This window comes from Cupriavidus sp. FW306-01-F10A, assembly GCF_058782785.1.
In genome coordinates this window covers 350,146-367,588 of sequence record NZ_JBYSYA010000002.1, presented here as the reverse complement: position 1 = coordinate 367,588, position 17,443 = coordinate 350,146, and the positions used below count along the sequence as shown (strand labels likewise).

Genomic DNA, 17,443 nt, shown 5'->3' with positions numbered 1-17,443 from the left:
GTTCTTGCGCGGCAGGCATGCCGCTGTTCGCTCCCGGGCGGACGCCGGGCCATAAAAGGCTATCGGCGCGTTGCGGCGCGACTTTAGGGCAAGAAGCGCGGGAGGCTCAGCGCTGCGCTTCGCGCCGGATCGTGCGCGAGAGCACGATCACCGGCAGCAGGCCCACGGCTACGATCACCAGCGAGGCGGTGGCGGCCTCGGTCAGGCGCTCGTCGGCAGCGAGGTTGTAGGCCTGCACGGCCAGCGTGTCGAAGTTGAACGGGCGCATCACGAAGGTGGCCGGCAACTCCTTCATCACGTCGACAAAGACGATCAGTGCCGCGGTCAGCAGGCTGCCGCGCAGCATCGGGAAATGCACGCGCCGCAGCGTGGCGCCGGGGCCGTGGCCGAGGCTGCGCGCGGCCGCATCCATGCTGGGCGTGATCTTGCCCAGCCCGGCATTGACGGTCTGCAGCGCCACGCCCAGGAAGCGCACCAGCAGCGCATAGACCAGCGCGGCGATGCCGCCGGTCAGCAGCAGCCCCACCGAGAGCCCGAACTGCTGCTGCAGCCAGGCCGACAGCGCGTTGTCTAGCCGCGCCACCGGCACCAGCACGCCCACGGCAATGACCGAGCCCGGCAGCGCATAACCCATGCCGCACAGCCGCGTCAGGCCGCGCATCAGCCAGCTGCGCTTGCCGTTGGCCGCGCGCGCGGCGTAGCCCACTGCCAGCGCGACCGTCACCGCGGCCAGCGCGGTGGCGCTGGCCAGCAGGAAGCTGTTGCGCACCAGCCCGACAAAGCGCGCGCCGAACTGCGCATCGCCGTCGGTGAAGGCCATGCGGCACAGCATCAGCGCGGGAATCAGGAAGCCCAGCAGCACCGGCACCATGCATACAGCCAGCGCCAGCCAGCCGCGCGCGCCGTCCAGCGTCCAGGCCACGGCGCGGCGCTGGTTGCCGTAGACCTGCGCGCGGCCGCGGCTGGCGCGCTCCATCAGCAGGATGGCGGCGACGAACAGCAGCATGCATGCCGACAGCTGCGCCGCGGCGTTCTTGTCGCCAAGCGAAAACCAGGCGCGGTAGATGCCGGTGGAGAAAGTCGGGATGGCAAAGTAGGCGACGGTGCCGAAGTCGGCCAGCGTTTCCATCATTGCCAGCGCGGTGCCGGCAACGATGCCGGGACGCGCCAGCGGCAGCACCACGCGCCAGAGCCGGCTCCAGGTGCCGTGGCCGAGCAGGCGCGCGGCTTCCAGCGTGTTCTGGGTCTGCTGCAGGAAGGCGGCGCGCGCGGTCAGGTAGACGTAGGGGTACAGCACCAGCGAGAACAGGGCGATGGCGCCGCCCAGCGAGCGGATATCCGGGAACCAGTACTCGCGCGCCTTCCAGCCGGTCAGCTCGCGCAGCCAGCCCTGCACCGGCCCGGCAAACTGCAGCGCGTCGGTGTAGGCATAGGCGATCACGTAGGCGGGCATCGCCATCGGCAAGACCAGCGCCCATTCCATCACGGCGTGGCCCGGGAAACGGTAGGTCGATACCAGCCAGGCGGTGGTCACCCCCAGCAGCAATACGCCCACGGCGACGCCGCACAGCAGCCAGACGGTGTTGAGCACGTATTCCGCCAGCACCGTGTCGATCAGGTGGCGCCAGGTGTCGCCGGCAGGCAGCAGCACTGCCGAGGCGATCACCAGCACCGGCACGGCGATCAGCAGCGCCATCACCAGGGTGGCCAGGGTCAGGGAATGGAAGCGGCGGCGGCTGGACAGGAGCATGCGTCGGAAAGTGGGCGGAAGTGCCGCGCACAGCGTGCGGGCTGCCGCATTCTAGCAATGTGGGGCACGCATTTGCCCCGAAAGGCGCTCCCGGCCCCGGCCGCGTCCCTATAATGCGCACATGCGAACCGATTCCTATTCACGCTTGCCCGGCGCCCAGGCCCGCAGCCGGCCGGCGACCCGCGCAGGCGTTGCTGACGTCACTGGCGCTGGCGCCGCTGTCATCGAGGTCGACCAGATCCGTCACGCTTTTGGCCGCCATGTGGTGGTCAAGGGGCTGTCGTTCTCGGTGGCGCGCGGCAATATCGCCTGCCTGCTGGGGCCCAGCGGCTGCGGCAAGACCACGGTGCTGCGCGCCATCGCCGGTTTCGAGCCGCTGCAGGATGGCCGCATCGTGCTGGACGGGCAGGTCGTGTCGTCGTCCGGGGCGATGCTGGCGCCGGAGCAGCGCCGCATCGGCATGGTGTTCCAGGACTATGCGCTGTTCCCGCACCTGGACGTGGCGGCCAACGTGGGTTTCGGCCTGGTGCGGGCCAGCCGCGCCGGGCGCGCGGCGCGCGTGGACGAGGTGCTGCAGCTGGTCGGACTGGCCGGCGCGGGCCGCAAGTATCCGCATGAGCTGTCCGGCGGCCAGCAGCAGCGCGTGGCGCTGGCGCGCGCGCTGGCACCGCGCCCGGAGCTGCTGCTGCTCGACGAGCCGTTCTCCAACCTCGACGTCGACCTGCGCGAACGCCTGAGCCTGGAGGTGCGCGCGATCCTGAAGGCGCAGGGCACCACCGCGATCCTGGTCACCCACGACCAGCACGAGGCCTTTGCCATGGCCGACGAGATCGGCGTCATGCACGACGGGGTGATCGAGCAGTGGGGCAGCGCGCACGACCTCTACCACCGGCCGACATCGCGCTTTGTCGCGGGCTTTATCGGGCAGGGCGTGCTGATGGCGGGGCGGTTGCGCAGGACCGCGGAGATTGAACTGGAACTGGGCCTGCTGCGCCCCGCGGCGCCGCTGGCGCTGCCCGCCGGCGCCGCCGTCGACGTGCTGGTGCGCCCCGATGACATCGTCCACGACGACGCCAGCCCGATGCGCGCCGAGGTGGTCCACAAGGCCTTCCGCGGCGCCGAGATCCTGTACACGCTGCGCCTGGCCAGCGGCGGCCGCGTGCTGGCGCTGGTGCCGTCCCACCACAACCATGCCGTGGGCGAGCGCATCGGCATCCGTGTCGAGATCGAGGACGTGGTGGCATTTGCCGCCTAGCCTGCCACGCAGGGGCAGGGCGCCGATGGTCTACACTGTGGCGTTCTGCATTCACAAGGCTTGAATACCGTGGCGGACACGCTGTTTTCCGATACTCCCGACCGTTCCCGGCAACCGCTGGCCGAGCGCCTGCGCCCGCGCACCATCGACGAGGTGATCGGGCAACAGCACCTGCTCGGTGCGGGCAAGCCGCTGCGCGTGGCGTTCGAGTCCGGCGAGCCGCATTCGATGATCCTGTGGGGCCCCCCGGGCGTGGGCAAGACCACGCTGGCGCGGCTGATGGCCAGTGCCTTCGACGCCGAGTTCATCGCGCTGTCGGCGGTGCTGTCGGGGGTCAAGGACATCCGCGAGGCGGTCGAGCGCGCCGAGCAGTTCCGCGCGCACGGGCGGCGCACGCTGGTATTCGTCGACGAGGTCCATCGCTTCAACAAGAGCCAGCAGGATGCCTTCCTGCCGCATGTGGAAAGCGGGCTCTTCACCTTTATCGGCGCCACCACCGAGAACCCCTCGTTCGAAGTCAACGGCGCCTTGCTGTCGCGCGCGGCGGTCTATGTGCTCAAGAGCCTGGACGATGCCGAGCTGACCCAGCTGGCGCTGCGCGCCAGCGAAGAACTTGGCGCACAGGCGGGCGACCTGAGCTGGCAGGATGAAGCGCTGCAGCTGATCGTGGCCTCGGCCGATGGCGACGGGCGCAAGCTGCTGAACAATATCGAGATCGTGGCGCGCGCCGCGCGCACCGCCCGCGCCGCGCAGATCGATACCGCGCTGCTGGGCAGCGCGCTGTCGGAAAACCTGCGCCGCTTCGACAAGGGCGGCGACGCCTTCTACGACCAGATCAGCGCGCTGCACAAGTCCGTGCGCGGCTCGGACCCGGACGCGGCGCTGTACTGGTTCTGCCGCATGATCGACGGCGGCGCCGACCCGCGCTACCTGGCGCGGCGCATCGTGCGCATGGCGTGGGAGGATATCGGCCTGGCCGATCCCCGTGCCGCCCGCATCACGCTGGACGCGGCCGAGACCTATGAGCGCCTTGGCTCGCCCGAGGGCGAGCTGGCGCTGGGCCAGGCCCTGATCTACCTGGCCGTGGCGCCCAAGTCCAACGCCGGCTACAACGCCTACAACGCGGCTCGCGCCTTCGTCGGCAAGGACAAGTCGCGCGCGGTGCCGGTGCACCTGCGCAACGCGCCGACCAAGCTGATGAAGGAGCTTGGCCACGGCCACGCCTACCGCTACGCGCACGACGAGCCCGAGGCCTACGCCGCCGGCGAGCACTACTTCCCGGACGACCTCAAGGCCCAGGACTGGTACCAGCCGGTGCCGCGCGGGCTGGAGGGCAAGATTGCCGAGAAGCTGCGCCACCTGCGCGAGCTGGATGCCGCCTGGCATCGCGAGCAGCGCGTGGCCAAGGCAAAGGACGGCGGCAAGGGCGGGGAGTGAGCGGTGGCGTGAGCCGGCGACACGGCCCTCTGGCCTGGCATCGCCCGGTTCGCGCCGGACGGGGCCGGTGCAGTAAAATGGCGGGTCCGCCGGCATGTCGCTGGCCCTGCACTTCACCAAAGCAACATGCTCGACATCCAGCTGTTCCGCAAAGACATCGACGCCGTGGCGCAACGCCTTGCCACGCGCGGCTACCAACTCGACGTTGCGGCGTTCCAGGCACTTGAGGCCGAACGCAAGCAACTGCAGACCCAGACCGAGGAACTGCAGGCCCGCCGCAACAGCCTGTCCAAGCAGATCGGCATGCTCAAGGGCAAGGGCGAGGACGCCTCGGCCGTGATGGCGGAAGTGGGCGGCATCGGCGACACGCTCAAGGCCTCGGCCGCGCGGCTGGACGAGATCCAGGCGCACCTGGCCGAGCTGATGCTGGCCATCCCCAACCTGCCGCATGAAAGCGTGCCGGTGGGCAATGACGAAACCCAGAACGTCGAAGTGCGCCGCGTGGGCGAGCCGCGCCAGTTCGATTTCGCCGTGCGCGACCACGTCGACGTGGGCGAGAAGCTGGGCCTGGACTTCGACACCGCGGTCAAGGTCACCGGTTCGCGCTTCTCGATGCTGCGTGGCGGCCTGGCGCGCATGAACCGTGCGCTGGTCCAGCTGATGCTCGACACTCATACGCAGGAACACGGCTACACCGAGATGTACGTGCCGTACATGGTCAACGCCGCCTCGATGCGCGGCACCGGCCAGCTGCCCAAGTTCGAGGAAGACCTGTTCAAGGTGCCGCGCAAGGTCGGCAGCGAAGACGGCGAGCGCATCGAGAACTTCTACCTGATCCCGACCGCCGAGGTGCCGCTGACCAATATCGTGCGCGACGCCATCGTCGCCGGCGAGAAGCTGCCGCTGCGCTTTGTCGCGCATACGCCGTGCTTCCGCTCGGAGGCCGGCTCGTACGGCAAGGACACGCGCGGCATGATCCGCCAGCACCAGTTCGACAAGGTCGAGCTGGTGCAGGTGGTGCCGGCCGCGCAGTCGTTCGAGGCGCTGGAACAACTGACCGGCCACGCCGAGGCAATCCTGAAGAAGCTGGGGCTGCCGTTCCGCACCATCGTGCTGTGCACCGGCGACATGGGCTTCGGCAGCACCAAGACCTACGACCTCGAAGTGTGGATCCCCGCGCAGAACACCTACCGCGAGATCAGCTCGTGCTCGAACATGGGCGACTTCCAGGCGCGCCGCATGCAGGCGCGCATGCGCGCGGGGCAGGGCAAGCCGGAGCTGGTGCACACCCTCAACGGCTCCGGGCTGGCCGTGGGCCGCACGCTGGTGGCGATCCTTGAGAACTACCAGAACGCAGACGGCTCGGTCACGGTGCCGGCCGCGCTGCAGCCGTACATGGGCGGCATCACCCGCCTGGAACCGGAGCTGTAAAGCGAACCGAAAAAATCCGCTGCCAGCCTATTGCATCGGCTGGCCGGACATGGCTATAATCTTGGTTTCGCCACACGGCAACAAGTTACCGGAGAGGTGGCAGAGTGGTCGAATGTACCTGACTCGAAATCAGGCGTACCGGCGACGGTACCGTGGGTTCGAATCCCACCCTCTCCGCCAAAACAAGAAGCTGTCGGAATCGACCACCGGCAGGCAACAACAGTGTAGTAAAACTCAGGCCGACGCCCACGACAGTGCGCGTCGGTTTTGTTTTTTCCGCGGCCGGTTTTCATGCGGCGGGCATGGGCCGCCGCACTGGCCTCTATACCGGACGCACTGCCAGGTGCACTATCATGGCGATCCGCAACGCAGGATGCCGCACCATGACACAGCCACCCGCCAGCCAACCCCCAGCACCGGTCTTCCACGGCGATCCGGCCGAACTGCCGGCCGACCCCAACCTGGTCGCCGGCATGCCGTACCGACACTACAAGGGCGGCGCCTACACGGCAGTCGGCATCGGCCGCTTCGAGGCCGATCTCGCGCCGGTGGTGGTCTATCGCGCGATGCGCGATCCCTCATTGCTGTGGGTGCGCCGCTCCGATGTGTTCAGCGAACCGGTGGCCACGCCGCAGGGCGAGGTGCCGCGCTTTGCGCCCGCCTGGCCCGCGGCGCTGGCCTGCCTGGACTTCCTGCCGCGCCAGGCGGTGCTCGATGTGCTGGCGCTGCACGACACGCCGTACCGGCACTACCACGACCGCCGCCATATCCTGGAGATGTTCGAGACCGCCCACGTGCGCGGCATTGCGCTGGACCGCGCGCAGGCGCTGGCGGTGCTGTGCCACGACGCGGTCTATGTGGCGGGATGCGAGCACAACGAAGCCGCCTCAGCCGCGCTGATCGAAACGGTGGCGCCCGGCGAGGACCGCGCGGTGCTGGACCGTGCCGCGCAGATCGTGCTCGATACGCGCGGCCATGGCCCGAGCATTGCCGGCGCCGACACCGTGCTCGATCTCGACCTGCTCAGGCTGGCCGCGGCGCCGGAAATGCTCGATGCCCATAGCCAGGACGTGTTCGCCGAGAACCGCGCCTTGCTGGCCGCGCGCACCGGTCTCAAGGGGGAGGCGCTGGAGACTGAATTCATGCGCCGCCGCGCGGCGTTCCTGGGCAAGCTGGCGCAGCGCCCGCGACTCTTCCTGACCGACGCCTTTGCCGACTGCGAGGCGCCGGCTCGCGCCAATATCGCCCGCATCGTCGGCGCCGCGGGCGCGTCCCGTGATTGACGTGCCGGCACGCGCGAGCGCCTTCGCCGAGGCCTGGCTCACGCCGGGCACGGCGCTCGGGCTGCTGGCGCTGTTCACGCTGGTGACGGTGCTGCTGCTGAGCCTGGTGCCGCTGCTGGTGGCGCTGTTGCGGCCGGTGGTGCGCTGGCTGGACCGGTGGCGCGTGTGGGGGGCCGGCGCGCTGTCCGCGCGCGTGGCCGCACAGCCGCGCCGGCTGAGCACGCTCACGCTGCGCGTGCTCGAACGCGACATGGCCGAGCTGCTGGTGGTGCTGCTGGCCGGTGCCGTGCTGCTGGCCTGCGGCAGCGCCCTGTTCTGGCTGGCCGGCGAGGTCGCCGAAAGGGGGGGCGTGGTGCGCATCGACCAGATCGTGTTTGCATGGCTGCGTGCCCTGCGCACCGACTGGCTCGACATCGCGATGGTTGCCGTGACCGAACTGGGCGGCGCGCGCATTTCCCTGGCGGTGGGCGTGGCGGTGTTCGCGTGGCTGTGCTGGCGGCGCGCCTGGACCGTGGCGCTGTACTGGGCCGCCGCGTTGCTGGGTGCGCGCGCCTGCGTGATGGCGCTCAAGCTGGGCATGGCGCGCGTGCGCCCGGCCAGCATCTACAGCGGCCTGGAATCGTATTCCTTCCCCAGCGGACACGCCACCAGCAGCATGGTCACCTATGGCTTCCTGGCCTTCCTGATGTGCCTGCGCCAGCCGTGGCGCGTGCGCATCCCGGTGCTGGCACTGACCGTGGTGGCGGTGGCGGCGATCGGGGTATCGCGGCTGTACCTGGGCATGCACTGGCTGTCGGACGTCGCTGCAGGTTATGCGCTGGGGCTGGCATGGATCGCGCTGCTCGGCACGGCTTACCGCACGCTGCACGTGCCGGCGCCGAAGGAATCGGTGGCGCCATGGCGGCTGGGCGCGGTGGCGGCGGCAGCGGTGGTGGTGGCGTTCAGCTATGTGGCGTGGTTCCGGCTGCCGGATACGCTGGAGCGCTACCGGCAGGCCGTCGCGCCTACGCCAGCCGTGCTGGCGCTTCGGCTTCCGGCGCCTGCGGCAGGCGCGACACCAGCAGCTGGTCGATCTTGTGATGGTCGATGTCCAGCACTTCGAAGCGATAGCCCGCCACGGTGATCGACTCGGATTTCTTCGGGATGCGCTTGAGCGAATAGATCACCAGCCCGGCCGCGGTGTCGACATAGTCCTCGCCGGGCAGGGTGTCCAGATCCAGCGCCTTCTTCAGGTCCACCAGCGGGGTGAGGCCGTCGACCAGCCAGGAGCTGTCGTCGCGCCGCACGATCTGCTCGTCCTCGCTGGAATACAGGATGTCTCCCATCAGCGCCCCGACGATATCGTCCAGCGTGACGACGCCCACCACCAGCCCGTATTCGTTCATCACCACGGCAAAGTTCTGGTGCATCTCGCGGAAGCGCGTGAGCGCCTCGGACAGGGTCAGCGTGTCGGGGATCACCAGCACGTTCTTGTCGTGGTGGCGGCCGATATTGTTGATCACGGTGGCGCTCTCGTCGGCCAGCAGCAGCTGCAGGATGTCCTTGGAATCGATATAGCCCTGCACGTCGTCGAGGTCGTGCCCGCACACCGGGTATTGCGCGTGCGGCTGGTTGACCAGCTTGCGGCGCACGCTGTCGGCGGGTTCGTCGAGACTCAGGTAGACCACGTCGTCGCGCGGCGTCATGATCGCGGTAATGCTCTTGAACTCGAGCTCGAACACGTTCTCGATCAGGTGGAGTTCATGCTTGTGCAGCACGCCGGCTTCGGCGCCGGCATCGACCATCGCGGCGATGTCCTCGGTGGTGATTTGGTCGACCGGCTTGGTCGGCAGGCGCAGCAGCCGCAGCGTGGCATCGGCGGCGGCGTTGAAGATCCAGACCAGCGGCTTGAGCACGCGCAGCAGCGTCAGCATCGGGTCGATCACCGCCACCGCGCAGCGCTCGGGGAAGGTCATGGCGATGCGCTTGGGGATCAGGTCGGCGAACTGGATAAACAGCAGCGTCACGATCAGGAACGAGCCGATATTGGCCACGCGCTGGGCGTGGATCACCTGCATATAGGGCGACAGCGTTTCCAGCAGCAGGTCCGACACATGCTTCTCGCCGAGGATACCGGCCAGGATGGCCACGCTGTTGACGCCGATCTGCACGATCGTGAAGAAATTCCCGGGCTCTTCCTTGAGCCGCAGCACGCGCGTGGCGCGGCCATCGCCGCGCTCCGACAAGACTTGCAGCTTGGTGCGGCGCGCGGCGGTCAGCGCGATCTCGGAGACCGAGAAAAAGGCGCTGACAAGGACAAGGGCGATCAGGGTCAGGACGAACATAGGCGGTTTGGCGCACGCAGGTTGTGCCTGCAGGCGGCTTGATGATGGTGCACGCCGCGCGCGGCTGTCAATCGGACATCAATCAGACATCAGGCGGACCCCGATCGCGGCTCCGGGGCGTGGCGTCAAAGCTGGCGGCTGGCGCTTCCAGCCGCTGCGGCAGCGTTGCGGCCAGTTCCGCGGCGGCCAGCGCAAACTGCGCGCGCAGGTCGTCGGCGAGGCTGGAGCCGGCGCGGTGGCTGGCGCGCAGCATCTGGATCTCGAACGGCAGCGCCGGCGCCACGTCGTGCAGCGCGACGCGCTCCGGGCTGGCGCTGAGCGCGGTGTACTGGTCCAGCAGGGTCACGCCCAGCCCGGCATCGACCAGGGCCAGCGCCAGCGAATAGGTCTGCACCTCCAGCGTCGAGCGCGGCTCCAGCGCGTGCCGGGCCAGGGTCTGGCGCACCAGCAGCCCGAGCGAGCTGTTGTCGTCATAGCCGATGAAGGCGCGCTCCATCAGCCGCTGCATCGGCACAACCTGGCGGCGCCCGCCGGCGGGCAGCGGCTGGCCGCGCGGCACCGCCAGCAGCATGCGGCCGCTGGCCACCGGCTCGCTGGAAATGGCCTCGTGGCCCGGCGGCGCAAAGGCAAAGCCCAGGTCGATCTGGTTGGCCAGCAGCGCCCCGACGATCTCGTCGGTATGGTGGGTCAGCACCTGCACCTGCGTGTCCGGGTGGCGCGCGCAGAAGCGCCGCACCGCCGGCACCAGCAGCGGGTTGGCCAGGCTGGGGGTGGCGGCCACGCGCAGCCGCCCGGCGCCCTTGTGGCGCAGGCTTTCCGAGACCCGGCGCACGCGCTCGATCTCGCCATATAGCCTTTCGACATCGCCATAGAGCGCATTGGCCTCGGGCGTGGCCTGCAGCCGGCCGCGCACCCGCTCGAACAGGCGAAAGCCGAGCGAGGCCTCGGCGTGCTGCAGCACGCGCGTGACCACCGGCTGGGACACGTGCAGCAGGCGCGCGGCCTCGCTGACGGTGCCGGTCAGCATCACGGCGCGGAAGACTTCGATCTGGCGCAAGCGCATGGCAATCCGGGAAGCGGGCAGGCATCCATAGCCTGATGACATATTCTGGCACGTATTCGCATTGGGCAATCCGCGCCGCCTGCACTACGCTTTGCCGGATCGGGAAAAAGCAATCAAGGGATGGCAATGCAGGTAGTGATCGTGGGCGCCGGCGTGGTCGGCATGACGACGGCGTGGCGCCTGGCCGAAGACGGCCACCAGGTGACGGTGCTGGAGCGCCACGACGGGCCGGCCGAGGAGACCAGCTTTGCCAATGGCGGGCAGCTCAGTTACAGCTATGTGGCGCCGCTGGCCGGGCCGGGCGTGATGGCCAAGGTGCCGGGCTGGCTGCTGCGGCGCGATTCGCCGATGCGCTTCCGGCCCGCGGCCGACCCGGCGCAGTGGCGCTGGCTGGCAGCCTTCATGGGCGCCTGCAATGCCGCCACCAGTGAAGCCACCACGCGCAAGCTGCTGCGGCTGGGGTTCTATTCACGCGACCTGATGCAGGCCTTCGTGGCCCGGCACCAGCATGACGATGTTGGCGCCGGTTTCGATTTTGCGCGGCGCGGCAAACTGGTTGTGCACCGCGATGCGGCGGCGTTCGACGCGGCCTGCCGGCTGCTGGACTACCAGGCCAGCCTGGGTTGCGAGCAGCAGGCGCTGGACCGCGATGCCTGCGTGGCGCTGGAGCCCGCGCTGGCCGGCATCCGCAACGAGATTGCCGGCGCCATCTACACGCCGAGCGAGGAAGTGGGCGACTGCCACCGCTTCTGCCTGTCGCTGGCACGGTTGCTGCAAGACGGGGCGCACGCCGGGGTGTCGATGCGCTTCGGCACCGTGGTGCAAGAGCTGGTGCAGCAGGGCGGGCGCGTGACCGGCGTGCGGACCGCCAGCGGCGTGGTGCCGGCCGACGTGGTGATCGTGGCCAGCGGCATTGGCAGCGTGCCGCTGCTGCGCCCGCTGGGCGTGCGGCCGATGCTGTGGCCGCTCAAGGGCTACAGCATCACGGTGCCGCTGGCCAGCGGCACGCGCGCGCCGCATATCAGCGTGACGGACTTTGCCAACAAGATCGTCTACGCGCGCATCGGCAATACACTGCGGGTGGCGGGCATGGCCGACCTGGTGCGTGGCGGCACCCGCATCGACCCGGAGCGGGTCGGCACGCTGGTGGCACAGACACGCGCGTTGTTCGAGGGCATCGTGCCCGAGCTGCCGCTGGCGCAGCTGCAGCCGTGGGCCGGGCTGCGCCCGGCCACGCCGGACGGCCTGCCGCTGGTGGGGCCGTCGCGCGTGTCCGGGCTATGGCTGAACCTGGGCCACGGCGCACTCGGTTTTACGCTGGCGATGGGCAGCGCCGGCCTGCTGGCCGACCGGCTGGCAGGGCGCCGTCCGGCCATCGAAGCAGAGGATTTTGATGCTGTGTGCGCCTAGTGTCCTGTCCCGCTAGCGCCGCAGGCAAGTGTTGGTTCATGCCGTACCCGTGCGTCCGCAAGCCACGACGCCGTCCGCGAAACATGCCTCAATGACCAAGCCCCACTACAAGGAGCGCCACATGCAATCACTGCACACCCACCGATCCGCGACCCGCCGCGCGCTTGCGGCCGCCACGCTGCTGCTGGCCGCCGGCGCCGCCCATGCCGCCGATGGCGACACGCTGAAGAAGATCAAGGACAGCGGCGTGATCTCGCTTGGCTATCGCGAATCGTCGATCCCGTTCTCATACACCGATGGCAAGGAGGTCATGGGCTATTCGCACGAGATCCTGCTGCAGATTGTCGACAAGGTGAAGGGCGAACTGAAGATGCCCGGCCTGCAGGTGCGCCTGACCCCGATCACCTCGCAGAACCGCATCCCGCTGGTGCTGAACGGCACCATCGACATCGAATGCGGCAGCACCACCAACAACCTGGAGCGCCAGAAGCAGGTGGCGTTCTCCAACAGCATGTTTGTCTACGGCATCAAGATGCTGACCAGGAAGGATTCGGGCGTGAAGGAGTTCACTGACCTGAAGGACCGCAATGTGGTCACCACCGCCGGCACCACCGGCGAGCGCCTGCTGGTCAAGATGAACGGCGAGAAGGCCATGAACATGAACCTGATCAGCACCAAGGACCACGGCCAGTCCTTCCTGATCCTGGAGACCGGCCGTGCCGCTGCCTTCGTCATGGACGAGCCGCTGCTGTACGGCGAGCGCACCAAGGCCAAGAGCGCAGCCGACTGGGTGGTGGTCGGCGCGCCGCTGCAGACCGAGAACTACGCCTGCATGTTCCGCAAGGACGATCCCTCGTTCAAGAAGCTGGCCGATGGCGTGATCGCAGACCTGCAGACCAGCGGCCGTGCCGAGAAGCTGTACAACAAGTGGTTCATGTCGCCGATCCCGCCGCGCGGCATCAACATGAACTACCCGCTCTCGGCCGACATGAAGGCGCTGTTCGCGGCGCCCAACGACAAGGCCTACCAGTAAGGGCAGGGCGCCACCGCCGGGGCGTATCAGGTCCGGCGGTTATTTAGCCATAATGAATCAATATTTAGCGCTCGATAGTGTTTGCGGTAGTGTTGAGGCCGATATAGGCTCATAGCAGCACAACTGGCCGGCGGCCCTCACAAGCGGCCTCCGGCGCTGTCTGCCCCCCACACTGCTTATCCGCATCCACTGGAGAACATATGCGATCGATTCGTACTGGCTGGCTCAAATCCCTGCTGGCTGCCTCGCTGCTTGCCGGCGCCGGGCTGGCGTCCACCGCGGCGCAGGCCGCCGACCTGCTCGATACCGTCAGGCAGGCCGGCGTGCTCAGGATCGGCCTGGAGGGCACCTATCCGCCGTTCGGCTTCCGCGGCGCGAAGAACGAGCTGGAAGGCTTTGACGTGGACGTGGCGCGTGCGGTGGCGGGCAAGCTGGGCGTGAAGCCGGAGTTCGTCACCACCGAGTGGAGCGGCATCATTGCCGGCCTGCAGGCCGGCAAGTTCGATGTCATCGTCAACCAGGTTGCCGCCACGGCGCAGCGCAAGCAGGTGCTGGATTTCTCCACGCCCTATGTCTACTCCGAAGCGCAGCTGATCCAGCGCAAGGATGACAAGCGCGAGTTCAAGTCGCTGGAAGCGCTCAAGGGCCACAAGCTCGGCGTCAGCCTGGGCAGCAACTACAACGACCTGGCCAAGTCCGTGGCGGGCATCGACGTCAAGACCTACCCCGGCGCGCCCGAATACCTGCGCGACCTGGCGGCGCAGCGCGTGGATGCCGCGCTCAATGACCGGCTGATGGTGGGCTACCTGATCAAGACGGCCAACCTGCCGCTGCGCCCGGGCGCGGTGGTGCTGGGTGCGGGTTCGGAAGTCGCCATCCCGTTCCGCAAGGACAATCCCAAGTTTGCGCAGGCCATCAACCATGCGCTGGATGACCTGCGCAAGGACGGCACACTCAACAAGCTGTCGGTGAAGTGGTTCGGCACCGATGTGACCAAGCCGGTGAAGTAAGCCTGTGAAGTAAGCCGGGCGGTATCATGTCGCGGCGCGGCGGCCAGAGGGCTGCCGCGCCGTTTGCCATTTGCGCCACGCGTTCATTGTTCACGCCTCAGCCTTCCTTATGCCAGCTCTCCAACTCGTCATCGACTCCATGCCCGTGCTGCTGCAGGGCGCGCTGCTGACCATCAAGTTCGCGTTGTGGTCGATGGTGTTCGGGCTGATGCTGGGCACGGTGGTGGCGCTGATGGGCATCAGCCATAGCCGCGTGCTCAAGGCGGTGGCGCGCACCTACGTCAGCATCATGCGCGGCACGCCGCTGCTGGTGCAGATCTTTGTCGTCTACTACGGGCTGCCGGGCATCGGCATCGCGCTGGAGCCCACCCCCGCGGGCGTGCTGACGCTGAGCCTGAACGTCGGCGCCTACCTGTCCGAGAGCATGCGCGGGGCCATCCTGGGCGTGTCGCGCGGCCAATGGCTGGCAGCCTACAGCCTGGGCCTGACGCCGGTGCAGGCACTGCGCTACGTGATCGGCCCGCAGGCGCTGCGGCTGGCGGTGCCAAGCCTGTCCAACAGCCTGATCAGCCTGATCAAGGACACCTCGCTGGTATCGGTCATCACCGTGACCGAGCTGCTGCGCACTGCGCAGGAGGTGATCGCGGCCACCTACCAGCCGCTGCCTCTGTACCTGGCGGTAGCGGCGATCTACTGGGTGCTGAGCACCGGGCTGTCGGGCGTGCAGCATATGCTGGAGCGGCGCTTGTCGCTGCCCGGGCGCCACTGATCGGCGCGCAAAGAAAAAGGCCAGCTCCGCGGAGCTGGCCTTTTTTTTATCGCCGGGCCGGTCAGCCCTGCGCGATGCGGCTGGCGATATGCCCCAGCGCCTCTTCCACCTGGTCCACCAGGACCAGGCACAGGTCGCCCGGCTGCAGGTGCGACAGCGCGGTATCGATGGCGAGGAACTCGCCACGGATCTCCTCGACCTGGCCGGCGCGTTGCGCGCCCTGCAGGCCTTCGCGCAGCAGCGCCAGCACCTCGCCGTCGGCGCGGCCGCGCTGGCACTGGTCCTGGTACAGGATGACTTCATCGAACACGCCGCCCAGGATCTGGGTCTGGCGGCGGATGTCGTCGTCGCGGCGGTCGCCCGCGCCGCTGATCACCACCATGCGCCGCTTGGCCGGGATGGTCTCGACAGCGTTGCACAGCGCCAGGATGGCATCCGGGTTGTGGCCGTAGTCGGCGATCAGCGTGGCGCCGCGGTAGTCGAACACGTTGAAGCGTCCCGGGGCGGTCTGCGCGTCGTTGACGAAGGTGGCCAGGCCACGGCGGATGATCGACCAGTCGATGCCCAGCGCCCACGCGGCCGCGATCGACGACATCGCGTTATCGACCTGGAAGCCGATGGTGCCGTTGCGCGTCAGCGGGATCTCGGCCAGAGCGATGCGCACTTCGGTATCGACTTCGGACGCGACGATGTCGGCGCCGTCCACGAACACCACGCGCTTGCCCTGCGCGCGGTGCGTGGCCATGGCCGGCTGGTTGGGATCGTGGGCGAAGAAGGTGACGCTGCCGGGGCAGGCGTCGGCCATGCGCACCACCATCGGGTCGGCTGCGTTCAGGACCGCCATGCCGTGCGGCGCGACGTTCTGCACGATCACGCTCTTGAGCACCGCCAGGTCTTCCACCGAGTTGATGTAGGACAGGCCCAGGTGGTCGCCTTCGCCCACGTTGGTCACCACCGCCACGTCGCAGCGGTCGAATGCCAGGCCTTCGCGCAGCAGGCCGCCGCGCGCGGTTTCAAACACGGCGGCGTCCACGTCCGGGTGCAGCAGCACGTTGCGCGCGCTGCGCGGGCCGCTGCAGTCGCCGGTGTCGATGCGCTCGCCCTGGATATACACGCCATCGGTGCCGGTCATGCCCATGCGCAGGCCGCTGGTGGCCATGATGTGGGTGATCAGCCGGACCGTGGTGGTCTTGCCGTTGGTGCCGGACACGGCCACCACCGGGATGCGGCCATCGTCGCCATCGGAGAACATGGTCGAGACAATGGCTTCGCCGACCGCGCGGCCCTTGCCGTAAGACGGCTGCAGGTGCATGCGCAGGCCCGGCGCGGCGTTTACCTCGACGATGCCGCCGGCCTGTTCCTCGAACGGCTTGAGCATGGTCTCGCACACGGCGTCGACGCCGGCGATGTCCAGGCCCACCATCTGCGCCGCCGCCACGGCACGCGCGGCGATGTCCGGGTGGACGTCGTCGGTCACGTCGGTGGCGCTGCCGCCGGTGGACAGGTTGGCGTTGTTGCGCAACACCACGCGCGTGCCGTTGGCCGGCACGGAATCGGCGGTCAGGTTCTGCTTGGCCAGCGTGGCCAGCGCGATGTCGTCAAAGCGGATCTTGGTCAGCGAGGTCGCATGGCCCTCGCCGCGGCGCGGGTCGCGGTTCACTTCCTCGACCAGCTGGCGCACCGTATGCACGCCGTCGCCGATGACCTGCGGCGGATCGCGGCGCGCGGCCGCCACCAGCTGCTTGCCGACCACCAGCAGGCGGAAGTCATGGCCCGGGATATAGCGCTCGACGATCACATCCGAGCTGATGTCCGAGGCGACCTCGTAGGCCGTCATCACTTCCTCGCGGGTGCGGATGCGCACCGCCACGCCCTTGCCCTGGTTGCCGTCGCGCGGCTTGACCACCACCGGGGCGTCGATTTCCTGCGCTGCGGCCCAGGCCTCTTCGGCGCTGCGCACCGAGCGGCCCAGCGGCACCGGCACGCCGGCGGCGTGCAGCAGGGTCTTGGTCAGGTCCTTGTCCTGCGCGATCGATTCGGCCACGGCGCTGGTGCGGTCGGTCTCGGCGGCCTGGATGCGGCGCTGCTTGCTGCCCCAGCCGAACTGCACCATCGAGCCCTGCGTCAGGCGCCGGTAGGGGATGCCGCGCGCCACGGCGGCGTAGACGATGGAGCCGGTGCTGGGCCCCAGGCGCACGTCCTCGTCCAGCTCGCGCAGGCGGTGCAGCGCGTCGGCCAGGTCGAACGGGGTGTCGTTGCGCGCGGCGCGGCACAGGGCCTCGGCCAGCTCGAACGCAAGCCGGCCGACTTCTTCCTCGCTGTATTGCACGATCACCTGGTAGGTGCCGGGCTCGACCGTCTGCGCGGTGCGGCTGAAGGTGACCGGGCAGCCGGCAGCGGCCTGCAGGCGCAGCGCGGTCACTTCCAGCACGTGGGCCAGCGACAGCTCGCCCGACTCCTCGTCCGGGCGCAGCGGCCCGATCTCGGGGAAACGGGCGCGCAGCCGGTCTTCAAAACCGGGCAGCGCCGACAGCATGTTGGTGGCATCCTGGCAGGCCACGATCGCCTCGATGGCGGTGTGGCGGCACCACAGGTTCGGGCCCCGCAGGGCCCGGATACGTGAGACTTCCATAGAACGGTTTCCGTGTCTTCTATGCGCGGTTGAGCTTGGGGCCGCG

Annotated in this window: 13 protein-coding genes and 1 tRNA gene; 10 read left to right on the top strand and 4 right to left on the bottom strand. The window is 68.6% G+C overall.

Annotated elements, in window-relative coordinates; translation table 11 throughout:
* Positions 1 to 106 precede the first annotated feature (106 nt).
* Positions 107 to 1,750, bottom strand: coding sequence for an ABC transporter permease (locus AC3WLF_RS04705; RefSeq protein ID WP_492357892.1), 1,644 nt, complete (start codon positions 1,748 to 1,750; stop codon positions 107 to 109).
* A 121-nt stretch (positions 1,751 to 1,871) separates the two neighbouring features.
* Between AC3WLF_RS04705 and AC3WLF_RS04700 the strand changes: the two genes are divergently transcribed.
* The 6 genes from AC3WLF_RS04700 (at position 1,872) to AC3WLF_RS04675 (ending at position 8,279) form a co-directional block, all read left to right on the top strand.
* Complete coding sequence (locus tag AC3WLF_RS04700) at positions 1,872 to 3,005, top strand: ABC transporter ATP-binding protein (RefSeq protein WP_492357891.1); 1,134 nt, start codon at positions 1,872 to 1,874, stop codon at positions 3,003 to 3,005.
* Positions 3,006 to 3,074: 69 nt separating this feature from the next.
* Complete coding sequence (locus AC3WLF_RS04695; protein WP_492317685.1) at positions 3,075 to 4,442, top strand: replication-associated recombination protein A; 1,368 nt, start codon at positions 3,075 to 3,077, stop codon at positions 4,440 to 4,442.
* Between the two features lie 126 nt (positions 4,443 to 4,568).
* Complete coding sequence (gene serS / locus AC3WLF_RS04690) at positions 4,569 to 5,873, top strand: serine--tRNA ligase (protein ID WP_492356507.1); 1,305 nt, start codon at positions 4,569 to 4,571, stop codon at positions 5,871 to 5,873.
* A 90-nt stretch (positions 5,874 to 5,963) separates the two neighbouring features.
* Positions 5,964 to 6,053: transfer RNA gene (locus AC3WLF_RS04685), tRNA-Ser, on the top strand.
* A gap of 173 nt (positions 6,054 to 6,226) precedes the next feature.
* A complete protein-coding gene (locus tag AC3WLF_RS04680) occupies positions 6,227 to 7,156 on the top strand; it encodes a DUF1653 domain-containing protein (RefSeq protein ID WP_492351742.1) in 930 nt (309 codons plus the stop codon).
* Positions 7,149 to 8,279 carry a phosphatase PAP2 family protein gene (locus AC3WLF_RS04675; RefSeq protein WP_492317471.1) on the top strand — a complete coding sequence of 377 codons (1,131 nt, stop codon included), beginning with the start codon at positions 7,149 to 7,151 and terminating at the stop codon, positions 8,277 to 8,279. The genes AC3WLF_RS04680 and AC3WLF_RS04675 overlap by 8 nt, the downstream gene beginning before the upstream one ends.
* On the opposite strand, the gene paeA is transcribed toward AC3WLF_RS04675, so the two are convergent.
* A complete protein-coding gene (gene paeA, locus AC3WLF_RS04670; RefSeq protein ID WP_492317470.1) occupies positions 8,161 to 9,480 on the bottom strand; it encodes a polyamine export protein PaeA in 1,320 nt (439 codons plus the stop codon). The two genes, AC3WLF_RS04675 and paeA, sit on opposite strands and share 119 nt — an antisense overlap.
* A gap of 82 nt (positions 9,481 to 9,562) precedes the next feature.
* A complete protein-coding gene (locus tag AC3WLF_RS04665) occupies positions 9,563 to 10,543 on the bottom strand; it encodes a LysR substrate-binding domain-containing protein (protein WP_492317469.1) in 981 nt (326 codons plus the stop codon).
* Between the two features lie 126 nt (positions 10,544 to 10,669).
* Between AC3WLF_RS04665 and AC3WLF_RS04660 the strand changes: the two genes are divergently transcribed.
* From AC3WLF_RS04660 to AC3WLF_RS04645, 4 genes are all read left to right on the top strand, one after another.
* Positions 10,670 to 11,953, top strand: a complete 1,284-nt coding sequence (locus AC3WLF_RS04660) for a D-amino acid dehydrogenase (RefSeq protein WP_492317683.1) — start codon at positions 10,670 to 10,672, stop codon at positions 11,951 to 11,953.
* Between the two features lie 121 nt (positions 11,954 to 12,074).
* Positions 12,075 to 12,986, top strand: coding sequence for a glutamate/aspartate ABC transporter substrate-binding protein (locus AC3WLF_RS04655; RefSeq protein ID WP_492317468.1), 912 nt, complete (start codon positions 12,075 to 12,077; stop codon positions 12,984 to 12,986).
* A 200-nt stretch (positions 12,987 to 13,186) separates the two neighbouring features.
* Complete coding sequence (locus AC3WLF_RS04650) at positions 13,187 to 13,996, top strand: transporter substrate-binding domain-containing protein (protein WP_492317467.1); 810 nt, start codon at positions 13,187 to 13,189, stop codon at positions 13,994 to 13,996.
* A 109-nt stretch (positions 13,997 to 14,105) separates the two neighbouring features.
* Positions 14,106 to 14,765 (top strand): amino acid ABC transporter permease, encoded by a 660-nt coding sequence (locus AC3WLF_RS04645; protein WP_492317466.1) that lies wholly within the window; start codon positions 14,106 to 14,108, stop codon positions 14,763 to 14,765.
* 61 nt (positions 14,766 to 14,826) lie between these two features.
* On the opposite strand, the gene cphA is transcribed toward AC3WLF_RS04645, so the two are convergent.
* Positions 14,827 to 17,397, bottom strand: a complete 2,571-nt coding sequence (cphA, locus tag AC3WLF_RS04640) for a cyanophycin synthetase (RefSeq protein ID WP_492317465.1) — start codon at positions 17,395 to 17,397, stop codon at positions 14,827 to 14,829.
* Positions 17,398 to 17,443: the final 46 nt, after the last annotated feature.